25 protein-coding genes are annotated in these 25,639 nt (G+C 68.7%); 3 read left to right on the top strand and 22 right to left on the bottom strand.

Going from position 1 to position 25,639, the window contains the following annotated elements; all coding sequences use genetic code 11:
* Positions 1-14: 14 nt before the first annotated feature.
* The 10 genes from B0W88_RS03855 to ppsA all read right to left on the bottom strand — a co-directional run bounded on the left by B0W88_RS03855 (position 15) and on the right by ppsA (position 12,267).
* Positions 15-1,721 carry an AMP-binding protein gene (locus B0W88_RS03855; RefSeq protein WP_077033336.1) on the bottom strand — a complete coding sequence of 569 codons (1,707 nt, stop codon included), beginning with the start codon at positions 1,719-1,721 and terminating at the stop codon, positions 15-17.
* A 74-nt stretch (positions 1,722-1,795) separates the two neighbouring features.
* On the bottom strand, positions 1,796-3,016 hold the full coding sequence (locus tag B0W88_RS03850; RefSeq protein WP_077033335.1) for an MFS transporter: 1,221 nt from the start codon (positions 3,014-3,016) through the stop codon (positions 1,796-1,798).
* Between the two features lie 12 nt (positions 3,017-3,028).
* The gene (locus B0W88_RS03845) at positions 3,029-3,397 is read right to left on the bottom strand and encodes a YciI family protein (protein WP_077033334.1); all 369 of its coding nucleotides are present in this window, start codon (positions 3,395-3,397) and stop codon (positions 3,029-3,031) included.
* Positions 3,398-3,504: 107 nt separating this feature from the next.
* Positions 3,505-5,970, bottom strand: coding sequence for a replicative DNA helicase (gene dnaB, locus B0W88_RS03840; RefSeq protein WP_077033333.1), 2,466 nt, complete (start codon positions 5,968-5,970; stop codon positions 3,505-3,507).
* Positions 5,971-6,127: 157 nt separating this feature from the next.
* Positions 6,128-6,583, bottom strand: a complete 456-nt coding sequence (rplI, locus tag B0W88_RS03835; RefSeq protein WP_077033332.1) for a 50S ribosomal protein L9 — start codon at positions 6,581-6,583, stop codon at positions 6,128-6,130.
* A 12-nt stretch (positions 6,584-6,595) separates the two neighbouring features.
* Positions 6,596-6,886: a 30S ribosomal protein S18 gene (gene rpsR, locus B0W88_RS03830; protein WP_077033331.1), complete on the bottom strand. Its 291-nt coding sequence runs from the start codon at positions 6,884-6,886 to the stop codon at positions 6,596-6,598.
* Between the two features lie 45 nt (positions 6,887-6,931).
* On the bottom strand, positions 6,932-7,225 hold the full coding sequence (priB, locus tag B0W88_RS03825; protein WP_077033330.1) for a primosomal replication protein N: 294 nt from the start codon (positions 7,223-7,225) through the stop codon (positions 6,932-6,934).
* A 9-nt stretch (positions 7,226-7,234) separates the two neighbouring features.
* Positions 7,235-7,600 carry a 30S ribosomal protein S6 gene (gene rpsF / locus B0W88_RS03820; protein ID WP_077033329.1) on the bottom strand — a complete coding sequence of 122 codons (366 nt, stop codon included), beginning with the start codon at positions 7,598-7,600 and terminating at the stop codon, positions 7,235-7,237.
* Between the two features lie 134 nt (positions 7,601-7,734).
* Positions 7,735-9,807, bottom strand: a complete 2,073-nt coding sequence (locus B0W88_RS03815) for a sodium:solute symporter family protein (protein WP_077033328.1) — start codon at positions 9,805-9,807, stop codon at positions 7,735-7,737.
* 60 nt (positions 9,808-9,867) lie between these two features.
* Entirely contained in the window at positions 9,868-12,267 is a 2,400-nt protein-coding gene (gene ppsA / locus B0W88_RS03810; protein WP_077033327.1) for a phosphoenolpyruvate synthase, read from the bottom strand.
* A gap of 159 nt (positions 12,268-12,426) precedes the next feature.
* Between ppsA and B0W88_RS03805 the strand changes: the two genes are divergently transcribed.
* The 3 genes from B0W88_RS03805 (at position 12,427) to B0W88_RS03795 (ending at position 15,241) form a co-directional block, all read left to right on the top strand.
* Positions 12,427-13,248, top strand: a complete 822-nt coding sequence (locus B0W88_RS03805) for a pyruvate, water dikinase regulatory protein (RefSeq protein ID WP_144006588.1) — start codon at positions 12,427-12,429, stop codon at positions 13,246-13,248.
* An 85-nt stretch (positions 13,249-13,333) separates the two neighbouring features.
* Positions 13,334-14,362: a sorbosone dehydrogenase family protein gene (locus B0W88_RS03800; protein ID WP_077033325.1), complete on the top strand. Its 1,029-nt coding sequence runs from the start codon at positions 13,334-13,336 to the stop codon at positions 14,360-14,362.
* On the top strand, positions 14,363-15,241 hold the full coding sequence (locus B0W88_RS03795; protein ID WP_077033324.1) for an EamA family transporter: 879 nt from the start codon (positions 14,363-14,365) through the stop codon (positions 15,239-15,241). It begins immediately after the preceding gene.
* On the opposite strand, the gene B0W88_RS03790 is transcribed toward B0W88_RS03795, so the two are convergent.
* The 12 genes from B0W88_RS03790 to rseP all read right to left on the bottom strand — a co-directional run.
* A complete protein-coding gene (locus tag B0W88_RS03790) occupies positions 15,227-15,679 on the bottom strand; it encodes a hypothetical protein (protein ID WP_077033323.1) in 453 nt (150 codons plus the stop codon). The two genes, B0W88_RS03795 and B0W88_RS03790, sit on opposite strands and share 15 nt — an antisense overlap.
* Positions 15,673-16,575 carry a DUF692 family multinuclear iron-containing protein gene (locus tag B0W88_RS03785; RefSeq protein WP_077033322.1) on the bottom strand — a complete coding sequence of 301 codons (903 nt, stop codon included), beginning with the start codon at positions 16,573-16,575 and terminating at the stop codon, positions 15,673-15,675. Before B0W88_RS03785 ends, B0W88_RS03790 begins: the two co-directional genes overlap by 7 nt.
* Before the next feature lie 7 nt (positions 16,576-16,582).
* Complete coding sequence (locus tag B0W88_RS03780) at positions 16,583-16,846, bottom strand: hypothetical protein (RefSeq protein ID WP_077033321.1); 264 nt, start codon at positions 16,844-16,846, stop codon at positions 16,583-16,585.
* Between the two features lie 147 nt (positions 16,847-16,993).
* Positions 16,994-17,788 carry an RNA methyltransferase gene (locus tag B0W88_RS03775; RefSeq protein ID WP_077033320.1) on the bottom strand — a complete coding sequence of 265 codons (795 nt, stop codon included), beginning with the start codon at positions 17,786-17,788 and terminating at the stop codon, positions 16,994-16,996.
* On the bottom strand, positions 17,785-18,408 hold the full coding sequence (gene rnhB / locus B0W88_RS03770) for a ribonuclease HII (RefSeq protein ID WP_077033319.1): 624 nt from the start codon (positions 18,406-18,408) through the stop codon (positions 17,785-17,787). Before rnhB ends, B0W88_RS03775 begins: the two co-directional genes overlap by 4 nt.
* A complete protein-coding gene (gene lpxB, locus B0W88_RS03765) occupies positions 18,377-19,501 on the bottom strand; it encodes a lipid-A-disaccharide synthase (RefSeq protein ID WP_077033318.1) in 1,125 nt (374 codons plus the stop codon). Before lpxB ends, rnhB begins: the two co-directional genes overlap by 32 nt.
* Positions 19,501-20,271: an acyl-ACP--UDP-N-acetylglucosamine O-acyltransferase gene (gene lpxA, locus B0W88_RS03760; protein ID WP_077033351.1), complete on the bottom strand. Its 771-nt coding sequence runs from the start codon at positions 20,269-20,271 to the stop codon at positions 19,501-19,503. The genes lpxB and lpxA overlap by 1 nt, the downstream gene beginning before the upstream one ends.
* 8 nt (positions 20,272-20,279) lie before the next feature.
* Entirely contained in the window at positions 20,280-20,720 is a 441-nt protein-coding gene (gene fabZ / locus B0W88_RS03755) for a 3-hydroxyacyl-ACP dehydratase FabZ (protein WP_077033317.1), read from the bottom strand.
* Between the two features lie 13 nt (positions 20,721-20,733).
* On the bottom strand, positions 20,734-21,762 hold the full coding sequence (gene lpxD / locus B0W88_RS03750; protein WP_077033316.1) for a UDP-3-O-(3-hydroxymyristoyl)glucosamine N-acyltransferase: 1,029 nt from the start codon (positions 21,760-21,762) through the stop codon (positions 20,734-20,736).
* A 6-nt stretch (positions 21,763-21,768) separates the two neighbouring features.
* Positions 21,769-22,284, bottom strand: coding sequence for an OmpH family outer membrane protein (locus B0W88_RS03745; RefSeq protein ID WP_077033315.1), 516 nt, complete (start codon positions 22,282-22,284; stop codon positions 21,769-21,771).
* On the bottom strand, positions 22,284-24,623 hold the full coding sequence (gene bamA, locus B0W88_RS03740; RefSeq protein ID WP_077033314.1) for an outer membrane protein assembly factor BamA: 2,340 nt from the start codon (positions 24,621-24,623) through the stop codon (positions 22,284-22,286). Before bamA ends, B0W88_RS03745 begins: the two co-directional genes overlap by 1 nt.
* 8 nt (positions 24,624-24,631) lie before the next feature.
* Positions 24,632-25,639: RIP metalloprotease RseP (rseP, locus tag B0W88_RS03735; RefSeq protein WP_077033313.1), on the bottom strand; the 1,008-nt coding region annotated here is incomplete at its 5' end.

Raw genomic sequence — 25,639 nt, 5'->3', positions numbered from 1 at the left:
CGCCGATCAGTCGATCACTCCCCGCGCAGCGCGGGAAAGTCGTCCTCGAAGTACTCCTGCTCGCCGCGCGCGCCGTCGCTGCCGCGCAGCTTCACTTCCTGCGCCCGCAGCTGCACGCGGCGGATCTTGCCCGAGATGGTCTTGGGCAGCTCGCCGACAAACTCCAGCCGGCGCAGCCGCTTGTAGGGCGCCAGGCGCTCCCGCGAGAAGGCGAAGATCGCCTGCGCCAGCTCCGGCGCCGGCTCGCGCCCCGGCCGCAGCATCACGCAGGCCTTGGGCACGGCCAGGCGCAGCGGATCGGGGCTGGGGATCACCGCCGCCTCCATCACCGCCTCGTGCTCGATCAGCACGCTCTCCAGCTCGAAGGGGCTGATGCGATAGTCGCTGGCCTTGAAGACGTCGTCGGCGCGGCCGACGAAGGTGATGTAGCCGTCCTCGTCGCGCATCGCCGTATCGCCGGTGCGGTAGTGCCCGTTGCGCATCACCTCGGCGGTCTTCTCGGGACTGTCCTCGTAGGCGGTCATCAGGCCGATGGGGCGGTCGGCGAGGACGATGGCCACCTCGCCTTCCTGCGCCTCGTGCTCGTCCAGGTCCAGCAGCGCGATGCGGTAGCCGGGCAGCGGCCGCCCCATCGAGCCGGGCTTCAGCGGCTGGCCAGGGCTGTTGCCGACCTGGGCGCAGGTCTCGGTCTGGCCGTAGCCGTCGCGCAGGTCCAGGCCCCAGGCCTCGCGCACCTGGCTGATGATTTCCGGGTTTAGCGGCTCGCCGGCGCCGATCACCTCGCGCAGCTTCAGCCTGTCGCGATAGGCCGCGAGGTCCGCCTGGATCAGCATGCGCCAGACGGTCGGCGGCGCGCACAGGCTGGTCACTTCATGCGTGGCCAGCACCTCCAGCATCGTCGGCGCGTGGAAGCGGGTGTAGTTGTAGATGAACACGCAGGCCTGCGCGTTCCAGGGCGCGAAGAAGCAGCTCCAGGCGTGCTTGGCCCAGCCCGGCGAGGAGATGTTGAGGTGCCGGTCGCCGCGCTGCAGGCCCAGCCAGTACATGGTGCTGAGATGGCCGACCGGATAGCTCTGCTGGGTGTGCAGCACCAGCTTGGGCTTGGACGTGGTGCCGGAGGTGAAGTACAGCAGCAGCGGGTCGTCCGCCTGGGTGACGCCGTCGGGCTCGAAGCGCGCATCGGCTGCCCTCGAGTCGGCGAAGTCATGCCAGCCGGGGGCGGCCCCGTCGCCCACGGCGACGCGCGTGTAGTCGCCGGCCAGTCCGTCGAACTTGGCCGTCTGCCCCGTGGCCGCCACCACATGGCGCACCGCGCCGCGGTCGAGCCGGTCGCGCAGGTCGTCGACCGTCAGCAGCGAGGTGGCCGGGATCATCACCGCGCCGAGCTTGATGCAGGCCAGCATCAGCTCCCACAGCGCGATCTCGTTGCCCATCATCAGCAGCACGCGCTCGCCGCGCTTCACGCCGAGCCCGCGCAGATAACTCGCTACCTGATCGGAGCGGCGCGCCATGTCGTCGAAGCTGCGGCGCAACTCGCTGCCGTCCTCGCCGACGATGACGATCGCATCGGCCGCGTTGCCGCGCGCCATCGGGTCGAAGTAGTCGAGCGCCCAGTTGAACTCGGCCAGCTCGGGCCGCGGGTAGTCGCGATAGGCGGTAGCGTAGTCGCTGCGGTGGCGCTGCAGGAAATCGCGGGCCTGCAGGAAGGCGGCGGCGGTCATCGGCATGTCTCCTTGTCCTTGTCGGTGCCGGCCATTGTGGGCCAGCGCCGGCGAGGAAACAGGCCGCCGCCGATTCAGGTCGCCAGGGCCACCTGCGCCCGCCGAGGCAGCCGCGTGAAGGCCAGGGCGGAGAGGCAGGCGCCCAGGCCCAGCGCGAACGCGCCGATGAAGAGCCAGGCGTAGCTGGACGTGCTGTCGTAGATCAGCCCGCCCAGCACCGGCCCGAGCGCCATGCCCAGGCTGCTGGCCATCGTGCAGCTGCCGATCACCGTGCCCATCATGCGCAGCGGAAAGTTGTCGCGCGCGATCACGGCGAACAGCGGCATCACCCCCGCATAGGTGAAGCCGAACAGGCCGGCCACCGCATAGAAGCCCGCCAGCTGGGCCGCCGCCACATAGCCCAGCACCACCAGCGCCTGCGCCAGCAGCGCCAGCACCAGCACGCGCGCGGCGCCGAAGCGGTCGCCCAGCAGGCCGAACACCAGGCGCCCGCCCATGCCCGCCAGCCCTTCCAGGCTGTAGATCGACACCGCCGCCATCAGCGGAATGCCACAGGCCACGGCGTAGTTCACCGTGTGGAAGATCGGCCCCGAATGGGTGGCGCAGCTCAGGAAGCTGGTGAGCACCAGGATCAGGAAGGGCGCGGAGCGCATGGCCTGGGCGACGGACAGGGCGGGCTCAAGCGCCGGCGCCGCGCCACCACCGGGCGCCGGGGCGGCCAGCCCTGGCGGCCTGCGCACCAGCAGGGCCACCGGCAGCATCAGGGCCGCCACCAGCGCCGCGATGATCTGCAGCGCGCTGCGCCAGTAGTGCGTCTGCACCAGCCAGGCGGCCAGCGGGGACATGGTCATCGGTGCCATGCCCATGCCCGCCGAGACCAGCGACACGGCCAGGCTGCGCTGCGTGTCGAACCAGCCGGTGACGCAGGCCATCATCGGCGCGAAGATGGCGGCCGCGCTGAGGCCGACGACCACGCCGAACAGCAGCTGGAAGGCCGCCAGCGAGGTGGCCAGGCTGGCCAGCGCGAGGCCGCCGGCCAGCAGCACCGAACCGGCCAGCACCACCGGCCGCGGCCCCAGCCGGTCCGACAGCGTGCCCCAGACGATGCTGCCCAGCGCCAGCGCCAGGAAGGCCAGCGTCATCGCGGCGGAGATCCCGGTGGTGGACCAGCCGGTGTCCTGCGCGATCGGCCGCAGGAACACCGGCAGCGAGAACAGGCCGCCGATCGCCAGGCAGCCCAGCAGGCCGCCGGCGGCGACGATGATCCAGCGGTAGTGCTTCGTCGGGGTGCTCATCGCCGGCGCCGTTCAGGGCTGGCAGCCGAACTCGGGGCCGTCAAGCTGGCGCACCTCGCACTCGAGGTCCCAGTCGTCGCCGTGCACGCGCAGGAAGCGCCGGGTCAGCTCGACCGCCTCGGCCATCGACGCGGCCTCCAGGATCGCATAGCCGCCGATCACCTCCTTGGCCTCGGTGAAGGGACCGTCCGTCGTCGCCAGGCGGCCGCCGCGCTGCAGGCGCACCCGCACGCCTTCGGCGCTCGGCCGCAGGCCGGCGGTGCTCACCAGCTGCCCGCTGCGGGTGAGTTCGTCGATCAGCCGGCCCATGTCGGCCATCAGGGTCTCGCTGGGCGCCTGGCCCCGGCTCTCGTCGATCCGGATCATCGAAAGGAATCGCATGCTCGTCGCTCCCGCAGGAAGGTGGCGCGACGGAACGCTTCCGCCGCTTCATCCCCACGACGAACGAGCCGGCCGGCAATCGACACCGGCCGCTTCGATGCCCGTGATCAGTACTCGTCGCCGCCCGGGCTCACATAGCCGGGCGCCAGGTTCTCGAACTTGGTGTGCATCTTCTGGAAGGCCAGCTTCACCGTGCCCACCGGGCCGTTACGCTGTTTCGCAATAATGATCTCCGCCACGCCCGGTTCCTTGCACTCGGTCTTCGTGTAGTACTCGTCGCGGTAGATGAACATGATGATGTCCGCGTCCTGCTCGATGGCGCCGGATTCGCGCAGGTCGGACATCATCGGACGCTTGTCGGGCCGGGTCTCCACCGAGCGGTTCAGCTGCGACAGCGCGATCACCGGGCACTTCAGCTCCTTGGCCAGCGCCTTCAGGCCGCGCGAGATCTCGCCGATCACCGTGGCGCGGTTTTCCTCGTTGCCGCCGTTGCCGCTCATCAGCTGCAGGTAGTCGATGATGATCAGGCCCAGCTGGCCCGAGATGCGGGCCTGCCGGCGCGCACGCGCGCGCACTTCGGACGGGCTCAGGCCGGGGCTCTCGTCGATGTAGATCGCGGCCTTGCCGAGCTTGTCCACGGCCTCGGAGAGGCGGCTCCATTCGTCGTCGGCCAGGCGGCCCAGGCGCAGGCGGCTCTGGTCGATGCGGCCGACCGAGCCGACCATCCGCAAGGCGAGCTGCGCCGCGCCCATTTCCATCGAGTAGATGACGACGGGCAGGCCTTCGTTGATGGCGACGTTCTCGCCGATGTTGACGACGAAGGCGGTGTTGTGCGTCACCACGTCCTGGTCCGTGATGTACAGGTGCGAGGGGTGGCTGACCGCAATGCACTGGCAATCGGCCCGGCGGCTCGGCTCGATGCACGAGACGGTCAGCCGCTTCTCGCGCTGCCAGCGCTGCGGCGCCCGGGCCTGCTTCTCCGACAGCAGGAACAAGGACCGCGGCTCGGGATGCGAGATGTGCAGCACATGGGCCGGCAGCCCGGCGACACGCAGGCCGGCCACATCACGGTAGTGCGGCTGCTTGACGCTGGTGCTGCACCAGCCGCCCAGCGAGCGCACCAGTTCGGCCATGTCGGCTGCCAGCCTTGCGCTGCTCGTCGAGAAGCGCACGCTGCCCCAGCGCTCGATCCAGCCATCGGTATCCAGCAGGCCGCGCAGCAGTTCCAGCCGGCGTTCGCGGCTGGCCGTCAGGTACAGGCGCGGAATGAATTTCTGGTCGCTGGACAGGCCCGAGAGTTCCAGCGCCTCCAGCGCGACGCGCAGCGGATTGCCCTGGGCGCCGAAGAATCCTGTGGGATGGTCCCGGTCCTGGCGCACGATGCGGTAGTCGTAGCCGCCCGCGGCCGTCACCATCATCCCAACGCCGGCACGCGCGCCCACTTCTTCAAGCACTTGCGTCGAGGCCGTGGAAAAGCGCACCGACCCGGTCCCCGTCAGGTTGCCGTCGCCCAGCAGGCAACCGAGCAGCCAGGGGTCGACCGGCAACGGTTCATCGTGGCCGAAGTCCCCGCTGGCCCGCTCGATCCACAGGCGGCCCTGATAGCGCTTGAAGGCCAGCAGACGCCGCAGTTCCGCCGTGCTCACGACCCGCGGCGCCGACCACTCTCGGTACATCACCTGCCACAGGTGCTCATCGCAGCATTCGGCCGACCGCCCATCGGAAAAATGGACGCGCCAGACGTCCTTGACGCCCTGCGGGAAGATGCCCTGCACGATCGATGGCCGGCCGTCGACCGAGGCCAGCGCATCGCCTACCTCCAGATCGCCCATGCGCTTCCAGCCGGTACGGGTGCGCACCTGGGCGTCCATCGGCTGAGCCTTGCCCATCGAGGGCCGGGCCGCCAGGATGATCAGGTCGCCGGGCTGGAAGCCGGCGGTCATGTTGTCGAGGTCGTAGAAGCCGGTGCGCACGCCGGTGACGTCCTCGGCGCCGTTTTCTGCCAGTTCGTTGACGCGGTCGATCAGGTCCACCACCAGCCGGTCCATGCTGTGGAAGCCCTGCTGGCTCTTGCCGCCGTCCTCGTTGATCTTGAAGATCTTGCCCTCGGCCTCGTCGACGATGTCCTTGGCCACGCGGCCCTGCGGGCTCATCGCGGCGCTGGCGATCTCGTCGCAGGCGGTGACCAGCTTGCGCAGCACCGAACGCTCGCGCACGATCTCGGCATAACGCACAAGATTGGCGGCACTCGGGACGCTCTGCGCGAGCGCGTTCAGGTAGGCCAGGCCGCCGCAATCCTCGGCGCGGCCCAGCGAGGTCAGTTCCTCGAACACGGTCACCACGTCGGCTGGCTTGCCGGCGTTGATCAGCTTGCCGGTGGCGAGATAGATCTGCTTGTGCTCGTAGCGGTAGAAGTCCGACTCGGCGAGCATGTCGCCGGCGCGGTCCCAGGCGGAGTTGTCGATCAGCAGGCCGCCGAGCACGCTCTGCTCGGCCTCGACCGAGTGCGGCGGGATGCGCAGGCGGGCGACTTCGGGATCCTGGGAAGCGTTGTTGATCGTGAGCGAGGACATGGGGAGGAACTATAAGCCGCGACCCCAATTCCGACCTGTGGACAGGTCTGGGGAAAAGCGGTGAACTGCGCGGGAAAACTCGTCCACGAAAGTGAAAGAGCCGATGGCCTCGCGGCCATCGGCTCTTGTCGTTCAGGTGCGAACGAAATCGAGTTTTTTACTTCTCGGTTTCGGCGACGACCTGCACCGTCACGTCGACGACCACGTCGTGGTGCGGCGCGACGCCGACGGTGAACTCACCGACGGTCTTCAGCGGGCCCAGCGGCAGGCGGACCTGAGCCTTGGCCACGGCGAAGCCCATCTTGGTCAGCGCTTCGGCGATGTCGGCATTGGTGACCGAGCCGAACAGGCGACCGTCGACGCCGGCCTTCTGCTCGATGCGAACGGTCTTGCCATTCAGGCTCTCGCCCAGGGCTTGAGCGGCGGCCAGCTTCTCGGCGGCAGCCTTTTCCAGTTCGGCGCGCTTGGCTTCGAATTCCTGGATCGCGGCGGCCGTGGCACGGCGTGCCTGGCGGGTCGGGATCAGGAAGTTGCGTGCGTAGCCGTCCTTGACCTTGACGACGTCGCCCAGGTTGCCCAGGTTAGCGACCTTTTCCAGCAGGATGATTTGCATGGTGGTGGCTCCTTAGACCTTGTGCTGGTCGCTGTACGGCAGCATGGCCAGGAAGCGCGCGCGCTTGATGGCGACCGTCAGTTGACGCTGGAAGAACGCGCGGGTGCCCGTCAGGCGAGCCGGCGTGATCTTGCCGTTTTCGCCGACGAAGTCGCGCAGCGTGTCGATGTCCTTGTAGTCGATCGACTCAACGCCGGCGACCGTGAAGCGGCAGAAGCGCTTGCGACGGAACAGCAGGGATTGTTGGTTGCGCTTGGGCTTCTTGTCTTTCGAGAAGCGACCTTTTCCGCGGGGTGGTGCCATTTTGGACCTCGTTTAATTTCTATCCGGAACGAACATAACGGTGAATCAGAGCGGCTCTTCGGCGAGTGCCGTGACGTGGAAGACGATTCCCCGTCCGTTGCGCTGGTTGCTGAGGAAGCCCGTGAATCGGGCCTGGCCTCCTGCGCCCAGCGCCAGCAATCGCTTGCAGATCTCGCCGATCGCCACCGCCTTGATCTCCATCGAGACCTTGCGTGGCTTGCCAGCTTCCTGCGCCTCGCCCTCGTGCTTCAAGCCGAGGTCCAGCGCCATCAGTCCGGCCGGCGTGTATCTGATCTGCCCCACTTCAAGCAGTGACGCTTGCAGGGTGAGCTGATTCACCAGGCTTTATCAGGCCGCTTCTTGCTGCGCAGGAGCCTTGCGGGCTTCTTCGCGCTCGACGCTCTTCATCATGACCGACGGGGTCGTCTCGGCCTTGGCCTTGACCACGGTCAGGTGACGCAGCACGGCGTCGTTGAAGCGGAAGCCGGTCTCGATTTCAGCCAGGGTTTCCTTGCTGCACTCGATGTTCAGGCACAGGTAGTGCGCCTTGGCCAGCTTCTGGATCAGGTAAGCCATCTGGCGACGGCCCCAGTCCTCGACGCGGTGAACCACGCCGCCACCGGTGGTGACGAGGCCCTTGTAGCGCTCCAGCATGGCCGGAACCTGCTCGCTTTGATCCGGATGGATCAGCAGAATGATTTCATAGTGACGCATTGATGCTCCTTGTGGATTCCAGCGCCTGCGCCAGGATGGCGCGGGCTCTGTGGAAGCCGTGTCACAGCGTCAAAACTTGTGAGCACGGCAAGGGGGAACCCGCGATTCTAGTACGAAATTCCCTAACTGCCTAATCAGACGGCAGGCGGGCTGCGCAGCAGGCGCACGAAGTCGGCCTGCTCGGCGCGCGGCGCCGGGGTCAGCAGGCTCACCGCCAGGGTCGCGGCGAAGCCCGCCGGGATGCCGAACAACCCGGCCGAGATCGGCTGGATGCCCCACCACAGCGTGGCCGCGCCGGGGATGCCCAGGGCCGCGCGCAGCGGCCCGTGGGCGCAGGCCAGGTACCAGGCCGTCACACCGATCCCCAGCAGCATGCCGGCCAGCGCGCCGGCCGCGTTGGCGCGCTTCCAGAACACGCCCAGCACCAGTGGCGGCACGAAGCCTGCGCCCGCGAAGGAGAAGGCGGCGGCCACCATGAAGAGGATGTCGGCGGGCTTCTGGGTGGCGATCGCACCGGCCGCCAGCGCGGCCGCCAGCAGCAGCGCCTTGGACAGCGTGACCCGCCGCGTCGGCGAGGCGCCCGGGTTGACGACGCGGAAGTAGATGTCGTGCGACAGCGCGGCCGAGATCGTCAGCAGCAGGCCGTCGGCGGTGGACAGCGCCGCCGCCAGCCCGCCTGCCGCCACCATGCCCGAGACGACGAAGGGCAGCCCGGCCAGCTCCGGCGCGATCAGCGTGATGATGTCCCCGTTGATGCGCAGTTCGGCCAGCTGCAGCACGCCATCGCCGTTCACGTCGGCCACCGACAGCAGCGAAGGATCGACCCGGGCCCACTGGCCGATCCAGCCCGGCAGCTGGTCGAAGCGCATGCCCACCAGGTGGTTGAAGACCTCGTACTTGACCATCACCGCCAGCGCCGGCGCGCTCAGGTACAGCAGGCCAATGAAGAACAGCGACCAGGCGACCGAGCTGCGCGCCTCGCGCACCGTCGGCGTCGTGTAGTAGCGGGCCAGCAGGTGCGGCAGGCCGGCCGTGCCGACAACGAGGCAGAACACCAGGGCCAGGAAGTTGCGGCGCGATTCGTCGAACTGCCGGCGCTGCTCGGGCGTGCCTGCCGGGTCGCCGGCGAAGGCCTGCGCATGCGGCGGCATGCCGGCCAGCGGCAGGGCGCGCGCCTCGTTGTCGGCCTGTTGCCGGCGCCAGCGTTCCGCGGCCTCGGCGGGCGTGTGGGGCAAGGCGGCCAGGCGCTTCTCGGCCGCCTGGATCTGCGACAGCGGCGCCTCGCCGGACTTCAGTGTGAGCACGGTCCGCTCGGCCTCGAGCCGCTCGGCCGCCAGCGCCGCGGGCACGTCGGCCAGGCGGCGGCCCAGCGCTTCCGCGCGCTGCCGGTAGAGCGCCCTCACCTGCTGCTCGCGCGGGTCGGCGAGCAGCTCCTGCTCGCGGCGGCCGATCTGCTCCAGCTGCCAGCCGTACACCGCCTGCGGCACCGGCGTGCCGCCCTGCTGCAGGCCCATCCAGACGACCGGCAGCAGGTAGGCCACGATCAGCACGATGTACTGCGCCACCTGTGTCCAGGTCACGGCCCGCATGCCGCCGAGGAAGGAGCACACCAGCACGCCGCCCAGGCCCACGAACACGCCCACCTCGAAGCTCATGCCGGTGAGCCGGGTCGTGATCAGGCCGACGCCATAGATCTGTGCGACGAGATAGAGGAAGGAGACGCCGATCGCCATGCCGGCCGCCAGCAGGCGCAGCGCGCCGCTGCCGTAGCGGGCGCCGATGAAGTCCGGCACCGTGTACTGCCCGAAGCGCCGCAGGTAGGGCGCCAGGCACAGCGCCACCAGGCAGAAGCCGCCGGTCCAGCCGAGCACGAAGGCCAGGCCGCCGTAGCCGCTCAGGTACAGCGTGCCGGCCATGCCGATGAAGGAGGCGGCGCTCATCCAGTCGGCGCCGGCGGCCATGCCGTTGAAGATGGCCGGCACGCGGCGGCCGGCGACGTAGTACTCGGCCGAGTCGGTCGTGCGACTGACGATGCCGATCACCGCATAGACGCCCACCGTGGCCGCCAGGAAGCTGAAGCCGATCCAGCTCTTGGACAGGCCGGCCCGCTCCAGCAGGGCCAGCGCCAGCACGAAGAGCAGGAAGCCCACGGTGTAGCGAACGTAGGCGCGCGTGAGGCGCCGCGCGAAGGAGGAATCCTGTGTCACGCCGCGATCATCGCGACCGCGGCGTGAGCCGTCGATTCAGGCGAACCCGCCCGGAACCGATCAGCGGCGAGCAGCCAGGCGCTGCCAGGTATCAATGACCGTGTCCGGGTTCAGCGACATCGACTCGATGCCCTCGGCCGCCAGCCAGTCGGCGAAGTCCGGATGGTCGCTGGGGCCCTGGCCGCAGATGCCCACGTACTTGCCGGTGGCGCGGCAGGCGGCGATGGCGCGCGAGATCATCGCCTTGACGGCCGGATCGCGTTCGTCGAAGTCGCCGGCCAGTTGCTCCAGGCCGGAGTCGCGGTCCAGGCCCAGCGTGAGCTGGGTCAGGTCATTGGAGCCGATGGACATGCCGTCGAAGTGCTCAAGGAACTGCTCGGCCAGGATGGCGTTGCTGGGCACCTCGCACATCATGATCACGCGCAGCTGGTTCTCGCCGCGCTTGAGGCCCTTCTCGGCCATCATCTCGACGACGCGGGCCGCCTGCTTCACCGTGCGCACGAAGGGCACCATGATCTCGACGTTGGTCAGGCCCATCTCGCTGCGCACGCGCTTGAGCGCCTCGCACTCCATCGCGAAGGCATCGCTGAACTCGCCGCTGATGTAGCGCGAGGCGCCGCGGAAGCCCAGCATCGGGTTCTCTTCGTCCGGCTCGTAGCGCGAGCCGCCGATCAGCTTGCGGTACTCGTTGCTCTTGAAGTCCGAGAGACGAACGATCACCGGGCGCGGGAAGAAGGCCGCCGCGATCGTCGCGATGCCCTCGACCAGCTTGTCCACGTAGAAGGCGCGCGGCGAGGCATGGCCGCGGGCCACCGACTCGACCGCCTTCTTCAGGTCCGCATCGATGTTCGGATAGTCCAGGATCGCCTTCGGGTGGACGCCGATATTGTTGTTGATGATGAACTCGAGGCGGGCCAGGCCCACGCCGCCGCCGGGCATCTGCGCGAAGTTGAACGCCAGCTGCGGGTTGCCGATGTTCATCATGATCTTGATCGGGCAGTAGGGCAGCTCGCCGCGATGCACCTCGCTGACCTCGGCTTCCAGCAGGCCGTCGTAGATGTAGCCGGTGTCGCCTTCGGAGCAGGCCACCGTCACCAGCTGGCCGTCCTTCAGCGTCTCGGTCGCGTCGCCGCAGCCGACCACGGCCGGGATGCCCAGCTCGCGGGCGATGATGGCCGCGTGGCAGGTGCGGCCGCCGCGGTTCGTCACGATCGCCGCGGCGCGCTTCATCACCGGCTCCCAGTTCGGGTCGGTCATGTCGGTGACCAGCACGTCGCCGGGCTGCACGCGTTCCATCTCGGCCACGCTGGAGACCAGGCGGACCGGGCCGGTGCCGATCTTCTGGCCGATCGCGCGGCCTTCGGCCAGCACCGTGCCCTGGCCCTTCAGCTTGTAGGCCATCTCGACCTGGCCTTCGGCCTGGCTCTTCACCGTCTCCGGGCGGGCCTGCAGGATGTAGAGCTTGCCGTCGACGCCGTCGCGGCCCCACTCGATGTCCATCGCGCGGCCGTAGTGCTGCTCGATGATCAGCGCGTACTTGGCCAGCTCGATCACCTCGGCGTCCAGCAGCGAATAGCGGTTGCGGGTCTCGGGCGCGGTGTCGATGGTCTTCACCAGCTTGCCGCTGGCGGCCTTCTCTTCGGGCGTGGCGAACTCCATGCGGATCAGCTTGGAGCCCAGGTTGCGGCGGATGATCGGCAGCTTGCCGGCACGCAGCGCGGGCTTGTGGACATAGAACTCGTCCGGGTTCACCGCGCCCTGCACCACCGTTTCGCCCAGGCCGTAGCTGGACGTGATGAAGACGACGTCCTTGAAGCCGCTCTCGGTGTCGATCGTGAACATCACGCCGGCAGAGCCGAGGTCGGAGCGCACCATGCGCTGCACGCCGGCGGAGAGCGCCACGTCAGCGTGCGCGAAGCCCTTGTGCACGCGGTAGCTGATCGCGCGGTCGTTGTAGAGGGAGGCGAAGACCTCCTTCATCTTGTGCAGCACTTCCTCGATGCCGACGACGTTCAGGAAGGTCTCCTGCTGGCCGGCGAAGGAGGCGTCGGGCAGGTCCTCGGCGGTGGCCGAGGAGCGCACGGCGAAGGACACGCCGGGGTTCTCGGCGGTCAGCTTGGCGAAGGAGTTACGAATCTCCTTTTCCAGGTCGGCCGGGAAGGGCTGCGCCTCCAGCCAGCCGCGGATCTCGGCGCCGGCCTCGGCCAGCGCGCGCACGTCGTCGGTGTTCAGCGTTTCCAGGCGGGCAGCGATGCGCTGGTCCAGACCCTCGTGCTTGAGGAACTGGCGAAAGGCATGGGCCGTGGTGGCGAAGCCGCCGGGCACGCGGACCCCGGTGGCGCTGAGCTGGGAGATCATCTCGCCGAGGCTGGCGTTCTTACCGCCAACGACCTCGACGTCGTCCATTCTCAGGTTCTCAAACGGTACGACCAGGGCGGTCGACTCATAGCGTGCAGACATGGGAAAGCTCCGTAAGGTTGTGAATTCCGGGCTCCCGCGCAGAACGACACAACCACGCTTGTGGATTCGAGTTGTGGGTGGGGCGTCGTCATGGCTGCTGGCGAGATGTTGCGCGCGATTCTAGAGCCTATGATCGAAAAACACTCAAGAAGTCCGGACATGACCGATCGCACCGTCTATTTCGTCTCCGATGGCACCGGGATCACCGCCGAAACCTTCGGCAACTCGATCCTGGCGCAGTTCCCGATCAAGCCGCGCCACGTCCGCCGCCCCTTCATCGACACCTCGGAGAAGGCCTACGCCGTGGTGCGCGAGATCAACGACATGGGCGAGCGCGAGGGCAAGCGCCCGATCGTCTTCCTGACGCTGGTGGACCGCGAGGTGCTGAAGATCGTCCGCGACCACTGCAAGGGCCGCATCATGGACATGTTCGGCACCTTCATCGAGCCGCTGGAGGAAGAGTTCGAGGTCAAATCGAACCACCGGGTCGGCCGCTTCTCCGACGTGGCGCGCAGCCAGGAGTACCACGACCGCATCGAGGCGATCAATTTCTCGCTGGCCCACGACGACGGCCAGTCGGCCAAGAACCTGGACGTGGCCGACGTGATCCTGGTCGGCGTATCGCGCAGCGGCAAGACGCCCACCTCGCTGTATCTCGCCATGCAGCACGGGATCAAGGCCGCCAACTACCCGCTGATCCCCGAGGACTTCGAGCGCGGCAAGCTGCCCGCCTCGCTGGCGCCGCACAAGCGCAAGTGCTTCGGCCTGACGATCGACCCCGACCGCCTCAGCCAGATCCGCAACGAACGCCGCCCCGGCAGCAAGTACGCCGACCTGATCAACTGCCGCTACGAGGTCAACGAGGCCGAGAAGATGATGAAGCGCGACGGCATCAACTGGCTCTCCTCCACCCACAAGTCGATCGAGGAGATCGCGACGACCATCCTCAACGACATCCGGCCGGACCGCCTCGTCTACTGATGCTGGCGGCGCTGCTGGCAGCGGCGGCCGCCACGACCTGCGGCGGCTTCCCTGCCCTCCCCGTCAAGCCCCGCCCGGCACCTGCGTGGCCGTGATCGCGGACGCGAAGTCCGGCCTGCGCTTCCCGCGCGGCCTGCTGGTGGTGGGCGACGACGAGGTGCTGCTGACCGATCCCGGCGGCTGGGAGCCCCGGCGGGGCCGGCTGTGGTGGGTGAAGGCCGGCGCGAAGCCGGTCGAACTGCTGAAGGGCCTGGACCGGCCGCACGGCATAACGCGCAGCCCGGACGGCGCCGTCGTCATCGCCGAGACCAATCGCATCCAGCGCTTCGCCTGGCCCTCACCCGGGCCCTTGAAAACTGAAGTCGTGGTCGACGGCCTGCCCGGCCGCGGCCGCCACCTGCTCAAGCAGATCGTCTTCGACCGCGACGGCGCGCTGCTGATCAACGTCGGCTCCGCCACCGACCGCTGCGACGGACCGAACGGCCAGCCGCCCTCGCCGCCGCATTGCGACGAAGCCGGCGGCGCGCGGCCGCTCGGCGCGGTCTACCGGCTGGCCCGCGGTGCTCCGGCGGCCCAGCCCTGGGCCACCGGCCTGCGCAACTCGATGGCGCTGGCGGTCCACGCCTCGGGCACGGTGCTGGAAGCCGACAACGGCATCGACCTGCCCGACGCGGACCAGCCGCCCGAGGAGATCAATGTGCTCAAGGGCGGGCTGGACTACGGCTGGCCCTTCTGCGTGGGAAAGAGCCAGCCGCTGCTCGGCGCCACCGCCGCGCAGTGCGCGAAGACCGCGCCGGCGCTGCTGACGATGCCGGCCCATGCCGCCCCGCTGGCGATGCGTTACACCAGGCGTTGGGCCGGGCCCAGCCAGGCCGAGGCGCTGCTGATCGGCTTGCATGGCTACCGCGACAGCGGCCATCGCATCGTCCGCTACGCCGTCAACGCCGACGGCACGCCGCGCGGCCGGCCCGAGCTGCTGCTGGATCTCGTCTGGCAGGACGACAAGGGCCAGCGCCACAGCGGCGCGCCGGTGGACCTGGCCGAGGACGAGCAGGGCCGCCTCTGGTTCACCGACGACCGCAACCGCCTGCTGCTGCGCCTGCAAAAACAGTAGATGCCGCTGCACGCCCTCGCCCTCGTCCTGCTCGCCGCCCTGCTCCATGCCGCCTGGAACCTCGGCGCCAAGAAGGCCGGTGGCGACCATCACTTCGTGCTGGCCGGCGCGCTCGCCGCCGCGCTGCTGTGGCTGCCGCTCGTCGCGCCGGCGGCATGGGAGATGCTGCCGCGCTGGAGCGCGCTGGCCTGGACGATGGCGCTGGCCAGCGCGCTGCTGCACCTGGTCTATTTCCGCACGCTGCTGCTGGGCTACCGGGTCTCGGACCTGAACATCGTCTACCCGGTCGCCCGCGGCAGCGGCCCGGCCATCTCCGCGCTGGCCGCGCTGGCGCTGCTGGACGAGCAGCTGGGGCTGGCCGGGGGGCTCGGCCTGGCCGCGGTGATCGCCGGCATCGTGCTGATGGCCGCCGGTCCCGCGCTGTGGAAGCCCGGCGATGCCGCCGCGAAACGCCGCCGCTGGCTCGGCATCCTCTGGGGCTCAGCCACCGGCCTCACCATTGCCGGCTATACCGTGGCCGACGGCTACTCGGTCAAGGTGCTGCAGCTCTCGCCGCTGCTGCTGTACTACATGAGCAACCTGCTGCTCGTGCCCTTCGGCCTGCCCGCGGTGCTGCGCGAACGCGCCGGCTTCCTGCCCGCGCTGCGCAGGCAGTGGCCCTATGTGCTGATGATGGCGGTGCTGAGCCCGCTGGCCTATGTGCTGGTGCTGTACGCGCTGCAGCTGGCGCCGCTGTCGCGGGTGGCGCCGGCGCGGGAACTCTCGATGCTGGTGGCGGCGCTGGCCGGGGGCAAGTTGCTGGGCGAAGGCGAGCGCGGATGGCGGCTGGTCGGCGCCGCGCTGATCGCCGGCGGCGTGATCGCTCTATCGGTCGTCTGAGCGTTCTTCCCTGAGACTCGTCGCCAGCGCCTCGCGCACCGCCGGCCATTCGCCGGCCAGGGCCACGGCCACCCGCGCATCGTCGCGCCCCTCGGGCCGCTCGCCCAGCCAGCGGCAGAAGCGGTCGGCCTCGATGTAGAAATGGGTATGGCCACGCGGTTGGGCCTGCCAGTACAGCGTCACCAGGCCCGGCAGCCGCTCGCCCAGCGCATGCAGCGTGGCGCGCAGGTTGATCGCCAGCGGCGTGATGCGGTTCATCCGGTACACGCTGCAGGCGGCCTGCATGCCGCTGTGGCGGGCCAGCGCGACGAGGCGGCGGCGCTCGCGCTCGTCCAGCACATAACGGCCAGACAGGACGGCCTCGTCCTCGCGCACCGCATTGCACCAGGCGGGCGAGGCCACGATGTCGGCCATGGCCTGCTGGAAGTCGCTCAGCATGATGGCGCGGGCGCCGTCGAGGCGCAGTGCTCGGCCAGCTCGTGCATCAGCTCCAGTTCGCGGGCCAGCGCCGCCAGGCCGATCTGCTCGAAGTAGCTCTCCTGGTACTCCAGCGTGATCGCGCGCAGCCGCCGGCAGCGCGGCAGGAACTCGCGCGCCAGCTCCCAGACCGGCTGCGGCGTGACGGTGGCATGGCTGTCCATGTAGAAGCCGCCGAACTCGTCGCCGCCGGCGAGGTGCACCTCCTCCACGCTGTCCGGGTCCAGGGCCTCGAGGTAGGCGAGCGGATCCGTCACGCCGTTGCGCTGGCAGACATAGAGGTTGTGCAGGTCCAGCAGCGTGCCCGACAGGCCGGCCCGGTACAGCCGGTTCAGGAACTCCGGCTCGCTGCAGTCGAGATCGGTCAGCGGCGAGAACTGCGCCGGGTTCTCCAGCAGCACGCGGCAGCCTAACGCGTCTTTCAAGCGGCGCAGCTTCGGCGCCAGCAGCGCGAAGCTTTCGTCGCCATAGACGACCGGCAGCCCCAGGCCCGCCTGCGCGTTAGGCACCGCGGCACCGCCCGGCGTGACGAACACGCTCAGGTGCTCGCTGTACCACTCGAAGCCGCCGACGCCCTCCGCCACCTGCACCACCGCACCCAGCATCGCGCCGTCCAGCGGCATCGCGCTGGGCAGCGAGAGCCCGAGCCCATGACCGGCGAGGCTGCGCCCGCGCGCATGGCCGGCCAGTTCGGCGATGGCGCCGTGCGCATGGCGAAAGCGCTGGCCGACCGGCTCGTCGCCGAAGTCGAACCACATGCGGTCCGGCATGGCCGAGAGGTGCTCGACCAGGCCGGGCGCATGGGCCAGCAGGGCCGGCGTGCTCGGGTTGTAGAGCAGGCCGACGGCAGGTCGCATGGCGGCTTCAGCCGGTGATCAGCTTGTCGGCGACGAGGTCCACCGCCATCGCGCGATTGACGAACAGGTCCTCGAACTCGAAGCGGAAGCGGCCCGACAGGCAGGGGTGGCCGGTCAGCTTGGAGATCAGGTCGAAGGCATGGGCGGTGACCTTGCCGAAATCGGCACGGCCGGAATCCGGCGGCATCGAGGCCCGCAGGACGGGCATGTCCGCGCTGGGCACCAGGCGCAGCGTGGCAGTACGGGCGGCGACATCGACTTTCGTGACCATGGGGAACTCTCCTCCAGCCGGCACGACAGCAGCGCATCGAGATGAATGAGCGCCCGAGCCGGTCAGCCGATGGTCAGGAAAATAACGCTGAGAGTCATCAGCACGCCGACGGAGCCTGGCAAGTAACAGTTCCTTGAATTCGGCCGATCAGCGGCTATGAGCGGAGTCGCGCTGGCGCGCGCTCTCGTACAGGCAGATCGCAGCGGCCGCCCCGACGTTCAGCGACTCCTCGCCGCCCGGCTGCGGAATGCCCACCGTCAAGGCGCAGCGCTGCATCAGCCCCGGCTGCACGCCCTGCCCTTCGTGGCCCATCACCCAGGCGCAGGGCTGGGGCAGCACCGTCCGATGGACCTGGGCATCGGCGTGGGAGCTGGTCGCGATCATCGGCACCTGCAGGGCATCGAGATCCTCCGGCGCCAGGCCCTCGATCAGGCGCAGGCCGAAATGCGCACCCATGCCGGCGCGCAGCACCTTGGGCGACCACAGCGCGGCCGTGCCCTTGAGCGCGAGGATCTGGCGGAAGCCCAGCGCCGCGGCGCTGCGCAGGATGGTGCCGACGTTGCCGGCGTCCTGCAGCCGGTCCAGCACCACGGAATCGAGGCCCGGCGTCAAGACCTGACCCCCGTCGTGCGGCACCTCGAAGCCGATCTGCGCCGGCGACTCCAGGCCGCTGATGGCCTTGAACAGGGCTGTCGGCACGACCAGCATCCGCGGCGCTGCTTCAGCGAGCGCACGCAGCGCCGGATCGGCGGCCGCGGCCTCGGTCAGCACCGCTTGAGTCACGGGGTACTTGCGCAGCAGGCAGGCACGCGCCAGGTGGTCACCCTCGAGCCAGATCAAGCCCAGCTTGCGGTAGGCGCCGCCATCCTGGCTCAGCTTGCGCAGGCGCTGCAGGACCGGGTTGTCCTTGGACGTGATGTGCAGGACCGTCGAACTCGTCATCTTCTTTCACTCTCGCGCACCGGCGCGAAGCTGCGGCGGTGCCAGGCAGAGGGCCCGTGCTCGCGCAGCGCCGCCAGGTGCTCGGCCGTGCCATAGCCCTTGTGAGCGGCAAAGCCGTAGTGCGGCAACGTCTCGTGCATCTGCAGGCACTGGCGGTCGCGGTGGACCTTGGCCAGGATGGACGCCGCCGAGATCGCCTGCACCTTGGCATCGCCACCGACGATCGCCTCGGCCGGGATGCGCAGCACCGGGATGCGGTTGCCGTCCACCAGCACCTTGATCGGCTTCAGGCGCAGGCCCTCGACGGCGCGGCGCATCGCCAGCATCGTCGCGTGCAGGATGTTGAGCCGGTCGATCTCCTCGACGCTGGCCTCGGCGATGCAGAAGCACAGGGCCTTGGCGTGGATCTCGTCGAACAGGCGCTCGCGTTTCTTCTCGGTCAGGACCTTGGAGTCGTCGAGGCCCTTGATCGGGTTCTCGTCGTCGAGGATCACCGCCGCGGCCACGACCGGGCCGGCCAGCGGGCCACGGCCGGCCTCGTCGACGCCGGCCATCAGGCCGATGCCGTCCCAGCTGAGGCCCAACTGCTCAGGCTTTGCCAATGACTTGCGCGATCGCATCGCTGGCCCTTTGCGCGGTATTGCAGCGCAGCAGCTGGTGTTGTTCCTGGAAGCGGGCCCGGACGGCGGCGCAGCGCGCCGGGTCGTCCAGCCAGGCCAGGCCTTCGCGCGCCAGATTCTCCGGCGTGCACTCGTGCTGGATCAACTCCGGCACGATGAATTCGCGCGCCAGCACGTTCGGCAGGCCGACCCAGGGCTGGTAGTTCCTGCCCTTCATCCGCCACCAGTTCAGCGCATTCATCCGGTAGGCGATGACCATCGGCCGCTTGAACAGCGCGGCTTCCAGCGTGGCGGTGCCGCTGGCGACCAGCGTGATGTCGCAGGCGGCGAGCGCTTCGTGGGAATGGCCGTCGAGCAGCGTCACGGGCAGGCTCGCGGGCACCAGCGGCTCGATCAGTTCGCGCAGGCCCGGGGCCACCGGCACGATGAAGCGCAGGTTCGGGCGGGCCTTGTGCATCAGCGCGGCGGCCTCGAGCAGCGGGCCGGCGATGTACTTCACCTCGCTGCGGCGGCTGCCGGGCAGCAGGGCGACGACGGTCTCTTCGTCGCCTAACGCCAAGGCTCGACGGGCCGCGGCACGCGGCGGCTCCAGCGGGATCGCGTCGGCCAGCGGATGGCCCACATAGCTCGCGCCGATGCCATGCGCCTGCAGCAGCTCGGGCTCGAAGGGGAACAGGCACAGCACATGGTCGGCCGAGCGCCTGATCTTCTCGACCCGCTCGGCGCGCCAGGCCCAGATCGACGGGCAGACGAAATGGATCGTCTTCACGCCGTCCTGCTTGAGCCGTTCCTCGAGGCCGAAGTTGAAGTCCGGCGCGTCGATGCCGATGAAGGCCGCGGGCCGGTCGACCAGCAGCCGGTCGCCCAACTGCCTGCGGATCGCCAGCAGCTCGCGGATGTTCAGGAGCGCATCCACGTAGCCGAAGATCGACAGCTTGCTGTGCGGCCACCAGGTCTGGAAGCCCTGGGCGATCATCTTCGGGCCGCCGATGCCGTGGCTCTGCAGCTCGGGCCAGCGCGTGCGCAGCCCCGCGAGCAGCAATCCGCCGAGCAGATCGCCGGACGCCTCGCCAGCGACCAGGCCCAGTTTCATCAGCGGACGATCCCGCGCTTGGCCGTGGCCAGGAAATCGCGCATCAGCAGCGCATCCTCGCCGCCCAGTTGCCCGATCTGCTGAATCGCCTCATCGAGGGTCAGGCCTTGCCGGTACAGCAGCTTGTAGACCTGGCGGATCGTGGCGATGCGCTCGTCGCTGAAGCCGCGGCGCTTGAGGCCGACGATGTTGACCGCGCGCGCGGACAGCGGATTGCCGTCCACCGTCATGAAGGGCGGCACGTCCTGCGAGACATGGGCCTGGAAGCCGATCATCGCCTGCGAGCCGATGCGCATGCGCTGCAGGATGCCGGTCAGGCCGCCGATGGTGACGTGGTCGCCCACCTCCACATGGCCGGCCAGCGTGGCGCCGTTGGCCAGCACATTGTGGTTGCCGAGCACGACGTCGTGGGCCAGATGGCAGTAGGCCATGATCCAGTTGTCGTGGCCGACCGTGGTCACGCCCTTGTCCTGCACGGTGCCGATGTTAAAGGTGCAGAACTCGCGCACGACGTTGCGGTCGCCGATGACGAGCCGGGTCGGCTCGCCGGCGTACTTCATGTCCTGGTTGTCGGCGCCGATCGAGCTGAACTGGTAGAACCTGTTGCTCTCGCCGATCGTCGTGTGTCCCTCGATCACGCAGTGCGGGCCGACCTTGGTGCCGGCGCCGATCTTCACATGCGGGCCGATCAGGCTGTAGGCCCCCACCGTCACCGACGGGTGCAGCTGCGCGCCGGCTTCGACGATCGCGGTCGGGTGGATGTTGGCCATGCTGTTCTTCAGGGCGTGATGCGGCGCATCGTGCACATCAGCTCGGCTTCCGCCGCGAGCTGGTCGCCCACCAGCGCCTTGGCGCCGAACTTGTAGATGCCGGCCTTGGCGCGGTCCAGCGTGACGTCGAGGAACAGCGCGTCGCCCGGCTCGACCACGCGCTTGAAGCGGGCGTTGTCGATGCCGGCGAAGTAGACGACCGTCGTGTCGTCCAGCACGAGGTCGGTGCTGGCCAGCGCGAGCAGCGTCGCCGCCTGGGCCAGTGCCTCCAGGATCAGCACGCCGGGCATCACCGGGCGGTGCGGGAAGTGGCCGTTGAAATGCGGCTCGTTGATGGACACGTTCTTCAGCGCGCGGATGCGCTTGCCCTTCTCGACTTCGAGCACGCGGTCCACCAGCAGGATCGGGTAGCGGTGCGGGAGTCTCTTGAGGATTTCGTGGATGTCCATGGTCTTGTCTTCTCTAGCGATTCTTCTCTAAGGCGCGGATGCGCTCGCGCAACCCGTGCAGCTGCCGCAGCGTCGCCGCGTTCTTCTCCCAGCTCGCGTTGTCGTCGAACGGGAACACGCCGCTGTACTGGCCCGGCTGGGTGATGCTGCGGGTGATGGCCGTGCCCATCGAGATGTGCACGTGGTCCGCCAGGGTCAGGTGGCCGATGATCATCGCGGCGCCGCCGATCGTGCAGTGGCGGCCGATGGTCGTGCTGCCGGCGATCGCCGAGCAGCCGGCCATCGCCGAATGCGCGCCGATGCGCACGTTGTGACCGATCTGGATCTGGTTGTCGAGCTTGACGCCGTCCTCGATCACCGTGTCGGCCAGCGCGCCGCGGTCGATGCAGGTGTTGGCGCCGATCTCGACGTCGTCGCCGATCGTCACCGCGCCGAGCTGCTCGATCTTCACCCAGGTGCCCTTGTCGGGCGCGAAGCCGAAGCCGTCGGCACCGATCACGACGCCGCTGTGGATGATGCCGCGCGCGCCGACCTTGCAGTCGAAGCCCAGCGTCACGCGCGGCGCCAGCCGCGTGCCGGCGCCGACCACCGCGTTGCGCTCGACCACGCAGTGCGCGCCGATGCGCGCGCCGTCGCCGATGCGGGCGCCGGCCTCGATGACGGCCAAGGGGCCGATGTCGACGCCCTCGCCCAGCACCGCGGCCGGGTCGATCACCGCGCTCGGATGGATGCGCGCCGGCGGCACCGGCCGCACGCGCGCCGCCCACCACTGGGTCAGGCGAGCGAAGTAGAGGTAGGGGTCGGGCGTGACGATCGCGGCGCCGCGAGCCGCTGCCGCTTCGGCGAAGGCCGGCGCGACGATCACGCAGGCCGCGGCGCTGCTCGTCAGCTGCGACTGGTAGCGCGGATTGGCAAGGAAGCTCAGCGTCGTTGCGTCGGCTTCTGCCAATGGGCCGATCTTGCCGATCAGCGTTTGCGAATCACCAAGCAAATCGCCGCCCAAGGCGGCGATCACATCGGCCAGTGTGACTGGCTGGGACATAACGAATTACTTCTGCGCATTCAGCGCGTCGATCACCTTCTTGGTGATGTCCACGCGGGCGCTGAACCAGGGCGCATCCTGCAGGATCAGGTCGTACTTCTCGTTGTCGAAGATCTGCTTGATGACCTTGTTCGCGCGGTCGACCACGGCGGACAGCTCTTCCTGCTTGCGCTGGTTCAGGTCTTCCTGGAACTCGCGGCGCTTGCGCTGCAGGTCGCGGTCCTGCTCGACCAGGTCGCGCTGGCGGCGGCCCTTCTCGGCCTCGGACAGCGTCGGGGCGTCCTTCTCGAGCTTGTCGGCGGCGCCGCGCAGCTTGGTTTCCAGATCCTTCAGGTCCTTGTCGCGCTTGCCGAACTCGGTCTCAAGCTTCAGCTGGGCGGCCTTGGCCAGGTTGGCTTCACGCAGAACCCGGTCGCTGTTGACGAAACCGATCTTGAGGGGGCCGTCCTGCGCCTGGGCGGTGAGGGCCGAGAGGGTGACCACGGCAGCCACGGCCAAAGACTTCAACAGCTTGCTCTTCATCAGAATGCAGTCCCGATCTGGAATTGGAATTTTTCGATTCTATCGCGCGGATCCTTGCGGATCGGCGTGCCGTAGGACAGCCGCAGCGGGCCCATCGGCGATGTCCACGAAAGACCGATACCGGCCGAGGCGCGGATCATGTTCGGGTTCTGGCTGGTCAGCACATTCCAGTTGAGCTTGGTGTCCTCGCTCCACACGCCGCCGGCGTCCATGAAGCCGAACAGGCGGAAGGTCTTGTCATTGCCGGTGCCGGGCACAGGCAGGTAGAGCTCGGCGTTCAGGTTGAAGCGGCGATTGCCGCCGACGTAGGAGCCGGTGACGTCGGGCGTGCCCAGCGTACCGGCCTCGAAGACCCGCACCGAGCCGAGGCCGCCGCCGTAGAAGTTCTTGAAGATCGGGTAGGCCTTGCCTGCCAGGCCCACGCCCCAACCCAGTTCGGAGTTGATGCCCAGGCTGATCTTGCGGGTGATGTCGAAGTATTCCTGGTACTGCAGGTTGGCGCGCGCGTACTTGGCCTGGCCAGCGCCGCTCAGTTCCAGGTTGACACGCTGGTAGCGGCCCTTCTGCGGTGCCAGCACGCTGTCACGGCTGTCGCGCTGCCAGCCGATCGTCAGCGGGAAGCCGGTGGCGTCCTGGCCGATCTCGTTGATGTAGATCAGGTAGGTGTTGGGCAGGCCGGCGCTGGTCGAGATGCGGGTGCGCTCGTAGCCGAGGCCGAAGAACACCGTGTCCAGTTCCGAGAAGGGCACGCCGAAGCGCACCGAGCCGCCGTGCGAGATCAGCTCGTACTGCTCGCCCAGCGAGTTGTAGGGCTTGGTGGTGCGGTAGAACACATCCACCGCGCGCGAGACGCCGTCCACCGTGAAGTACGGGTCCACCGTCGAGATCACCGCCGAGCGGCCGGTGTAGGCGGTGTTCAGGTCGATGCCGAGGTAGTTGCCCGAGCCGAACACGTTGTCCTGCCGCACCGAGCCGGTCAGCGAGAGCTTCTGCTGGCTGGAGTAGCCGGCGCCCACGCTGATGTTGCCGGTAGGACGCTCGGTGACGTTGAGGATCACGTCCACCTGGTCCTGGGCGCCCGGGACTTCCTGCGTGTCGACGGTCACTTCCTTGAAGTAGCCCAGGCGCTCGACGCGGTCGCGCGAGTTCTTGATGCGCTGGCCGTCGTACCAGGCCGATTCGAACTGGCGGAACTCGCGGCGGATGACTTCGTCCCGGGTCCGGGTGTTGCCCGACACGATGACCTTGCGCACATAGACGCGGCGCTGCGGCTCGGCGGTGAAGGTGACGACGACCTGGCCAGTGGCGCGGTCGATCTCGGGACGGCTGTCCACGCGGGCAAAGGCGTAGCCGTAGGTGCCGAACAGGTCGGTGAAGGCGCGCGTGGTCTGGGCCACCGCCTCGCCCTGGTAGGCCTCGCCCGGCTTGAGCTTGATCAGGCGCTTGAAGTCTTCCTCGCGGCCGAAGAACTCGCCTTCCAGCTTGACGCCTGTCACCGTGTACGGCTGGCCTTCGCTGACCGTGACCGCGACGATGATCTTCTGCTTGTCCGGCGAGATCGTCACCTGCGTGGAGGTGACCTGCATCTCCAGGTAGCCGCGGTTCAGGTAGTAGGAGCGGATCGTCTCCAGGTCGGCGTTGAGCTTGGCGCGCGAGTAGCGGTCGGTCTTGGTGTACCAGGTCAGCCAGCCGCTGGTGGTCTGCTCCAGCAGGCCGGTCAGCGTGCTCTCGGAGAACACCTTGTTGCCGGTGATGTGGATCTCGGCGATCTTGGCAGGCTCGCCTTCGGCCACGTTGAAGGAGACGTTGACGCGGTTGCGCTCCAGCGGCGTGATGGTGGTCGTGACCTCGGCGCCGTAGAGGCTGCGCGTCAGGTACTGGCGCTTGAGCTCCTGCTCGGCGCGGTCGGCCAGGGCCTTGTCGAAGGGCTTGCCTTCGCCGATGCCCACGTCCTTCAGCGACTTGGTCAGCGCCTCGGTGTCGAACTCCTTGAGGCCGACGAAGGAGACGTTGGCGATGATCGGCCGCTCTTCCACGACGACGACGACCGAGGTGCCGTCGATGTCGATGCGCAGGTTCTTGAACAGGCCGGTGGCGAACAGCGCGCGCAGCGCGGCCGCGCTCTTGTCGTCGTTGTAGGTATCGCCGATGCGGAAGGGCAGCGAGGCGAAGATCGTGCCGGGGTCGGTACGCTGCAGGCCCTCGACGCGGATGTCCTTGATGACGAAGGGTTCGACCGCCCATGCGGCGCCCGACTGCACTGTGGCGACGATGGCAACGGCAGCCAAAGTCGGAAGTGTGGGGCGCAGGGGCGCTCCAGGCTTGAAGAATGAGGACATGGAGGGGATCAATGCAGGCCCGGCAGGCGGGCAACGACGTCGTTGGAAAGGGCCAGAACCATCATCAGGACCAGGATCAGCGCGCCGGCGCGCTGCAGTTGCTGTTGCCACCATTGCGAGAGCGGGCGGCCGGTCAGACCCTCGAAAAGATAATACATCAGGTGTCCGCCATCGAGCATCGGCAGCGGCAGCAGGTTGAAGACCCCGAGACTCACGCTTACAAAGGCGAGAAATCCCAGAAACGCGGGCAGGCCGAGCCTCACCGACTGGCCCGCGTAATCCGCGATGGACAGCGGCCCGCTGAGGTTCTTCAGCGAGGCCTCGCCGATGATCATGCGGCCGAACATCTTCAGCGTCATCCAGGCGGTGTCCCAGGTGCGCTCGGCGCCGCGGACGATGCCTTCCACGAAGCCGTAGCTGACGCGGGTCATCGCGGGCTTGCCGCCGATCTGGATCTCCAGGCGGCCGACCTTGCTGCCCGCATCGTCGACGACGGCCGGGGTCACCTCCAGCGGCAAGACCTGCCCCCCGCGCTCGACGCGCCACTGCATCGTGCGCCCCTGGCCATCGGGGCCGATGGCCGCGCGGATCAGCTCGCGCAACTGGGCGCCGTCGCTGATCGGCTGCTCGTCGATGGCCAGCACGCGATCGTCCACGTGCAGGCCTGCACGCTCACCGGCGCCGCCCAGCACGATGCGCCCGACCACCGGCTCGCCGAACAGCGCCAGGCCGAGCCGGCGCTGGGTGGCCGCGTCGATCTCGCGGGATTCCAGCGTGTCGGTCGCCAGCACCAGCGTATGCCGGCCGCGGCCGGCGGCGCTGCCGTCGACCTGCAGGTAAAGCTTGCGGCCGTCGGCGATGGCGGCCAGCGCCTCGCTGGTCAGTTCGGGCAGCGACTGCAGCGCCTGCCAGTCCATGCCATCCGCCGAACTGGCCAGCACCTTGTCGCCGGAGTGCAGGCCCGCCCGCTCGGCCAGCGAACCGGCCGGCGGCGTGCCCATCAGCGCCACCGGCTC

It is taken from the genome of Pelomonas sp. KK5, from assembly GCF_001984095.1.
Classification (GTDB): Bacteria; Pseudomonadota; Gammaproteobacteria; order Burkholderiales; family Burkholderiaceae_C; genus KK5.
Note: the sequence above shows the minus strand (reverse complement) of the source record. Positions and strands in the feature narration are given on the sequence as shown.

Excerpts from the sequence above, each read along its gene's own strand:
- lpxD (WP_077033316.1), bottom strand. The coding sequence starts at position 21,762 with ATGTCCCAGCCAGTCACACTGGCCGATGTGATCGCCGCCTTGGGCGGC.
- lpxA (WP_077033351.1), bottom strand. The coding sequence starts at position 20,271 with ATGGCCAACATCCACCCGACCGCGATCGTCGAAGCCGGCGCGCAGCTG.
- dnaB (WP_077033333.1), bottom strand. The coding sequence starts at position 5,970 with ATGTCCTCGCTCACGATCAACAACGCTTCCCAGGATCCCGAAGTCGCC.
- B0W88_RS03855 (WP_077033336.1), bottom strand. The coding sequence starts at position 1,721 with ATGACCGCCGCCGCCTTCCTGCAGGCCCGCGATTTCCTGCAGCGCCAC.
- B0W88_RS03790 (WP_077033323.1), bottom strand. The coding sequence starts at position 15,679 with ATGCTGAGCGACTTCCAGCAGGCCATGGCCGACATCGTGGCCTCGCCC.
- fabZ (WP_077033317.1), bottom strand. The coding sequence starts at position 20,720 with ATGGACATCCACGAAATCCTCAAGAGACTCCCGCACCGCTACCCGATC.
- B0W88_RS03850 (WP_077033335.1), bottom strand. The coding sequence starts at position 3,016 with ATGAGCACCCCGACGAAGCACTACCGCTGGATCATCGTCGCCGCCGGC.
- rpsF (WP_077033329.1), bottom strand. The coding sequence starts at position 7,600 with ATGCGTCACTATGAAATCATTCTGCTGATCCATCCGGATCAAAGCGAG.
- rpsR (WP_077033331.1), bottom strand. The coding sequence starts at position 6,886 with ATGGCACCACCCCGCGGAAAAGGTCGCTTCTCGAAAGACAAGAAGCCC.
- B0W88_RS03805 (WP_144006588.1), top strand. The coding sequence starts at position 12,427 with ATGACCGATCGCACCGTCTATTTCGTCTCCGATGGCACCGGGATCACC.
- B0W88_RS03845 (WP_077033334.1), bottom strand. The coding sequence starts at position 3,397 with ATGCGATTCCTTTCGATGATCCGGATCGACGAGAGCCGGGGCCAGGCG.
- B0W88_RS03780 (WP_077033321.1), bottom strand. The coding sequence starts at position 16,846 with ATGGTCACGAAAGTCGATGTCGCCGCCCGTACTGCCACGCTGCGCCTG.
- B0W88_RS03745 (WP_077033315.1), bottom strand. The coding sequence starts at position 22,284 with ATGAAGAGCAAGCTGTTGAAGTCTTTGGCCGTGGCTGCCGTGGTCACC.
- B0W88_RS03775 (WP_077033320.1), bottom strand. The coding sequence starts at position 17,788 with ATGACGAGTTCGACGGTCCTGCACATCACGTCCAAGGACAACCCGGTC.
- ppsA (WP_077033327.1), bottom strand. The coding sequence starts at position 12,267 with ATGTCTGCACGCTATGAGTCGACCGCCCTGGTCGTACCGTTTGAGAAC.
- rplI (WP_077033332.1), bottom strand. The coding sequence starts at position 6,583 with ATGCAAATCATCCTGCTGGAAAAGGTCGCTAACCTGGGCAACCTGGGC.
- lpxB (WP_077033318.1), bottom strand. The coding sequence starts at position 19,501 with ATGAAACTGGGCCTGGTCGCTGGCGAGGCGTCCGGCGATCTGCTCGGC.
- rnhB (WP_077033319.1), bottom strand. The coding sequence starts at position 18,408 with ATGCGATCGCGCAAGTCATTGGCAAAGCCTGAGCAGTTGGGCCTCAGC.
- bamA (WP_077033314.1), bottom strand. The coding sequence starts at position 24,623 with ATGTCCTCATTCTTCAAGCCTGGAGCGCCCCTGCGCCCCACACTTCCG.
- B0W88_RS03785 (WP_077033322.1), bottom strand. The coding sequence starts at position 16,575 with ATGCGACCTGCCGTCGGCCTGCTCTACAACCCGAGCACGCCGGCCCTG.
- B0W88_RS03795 (WP_077033324.1), top strand. The coding sequence starts at position 14,363 with ATGCCGCTGCACGCCCTCGCCCTCGTCCTGCTCGCCGCCCTGCTCCAT.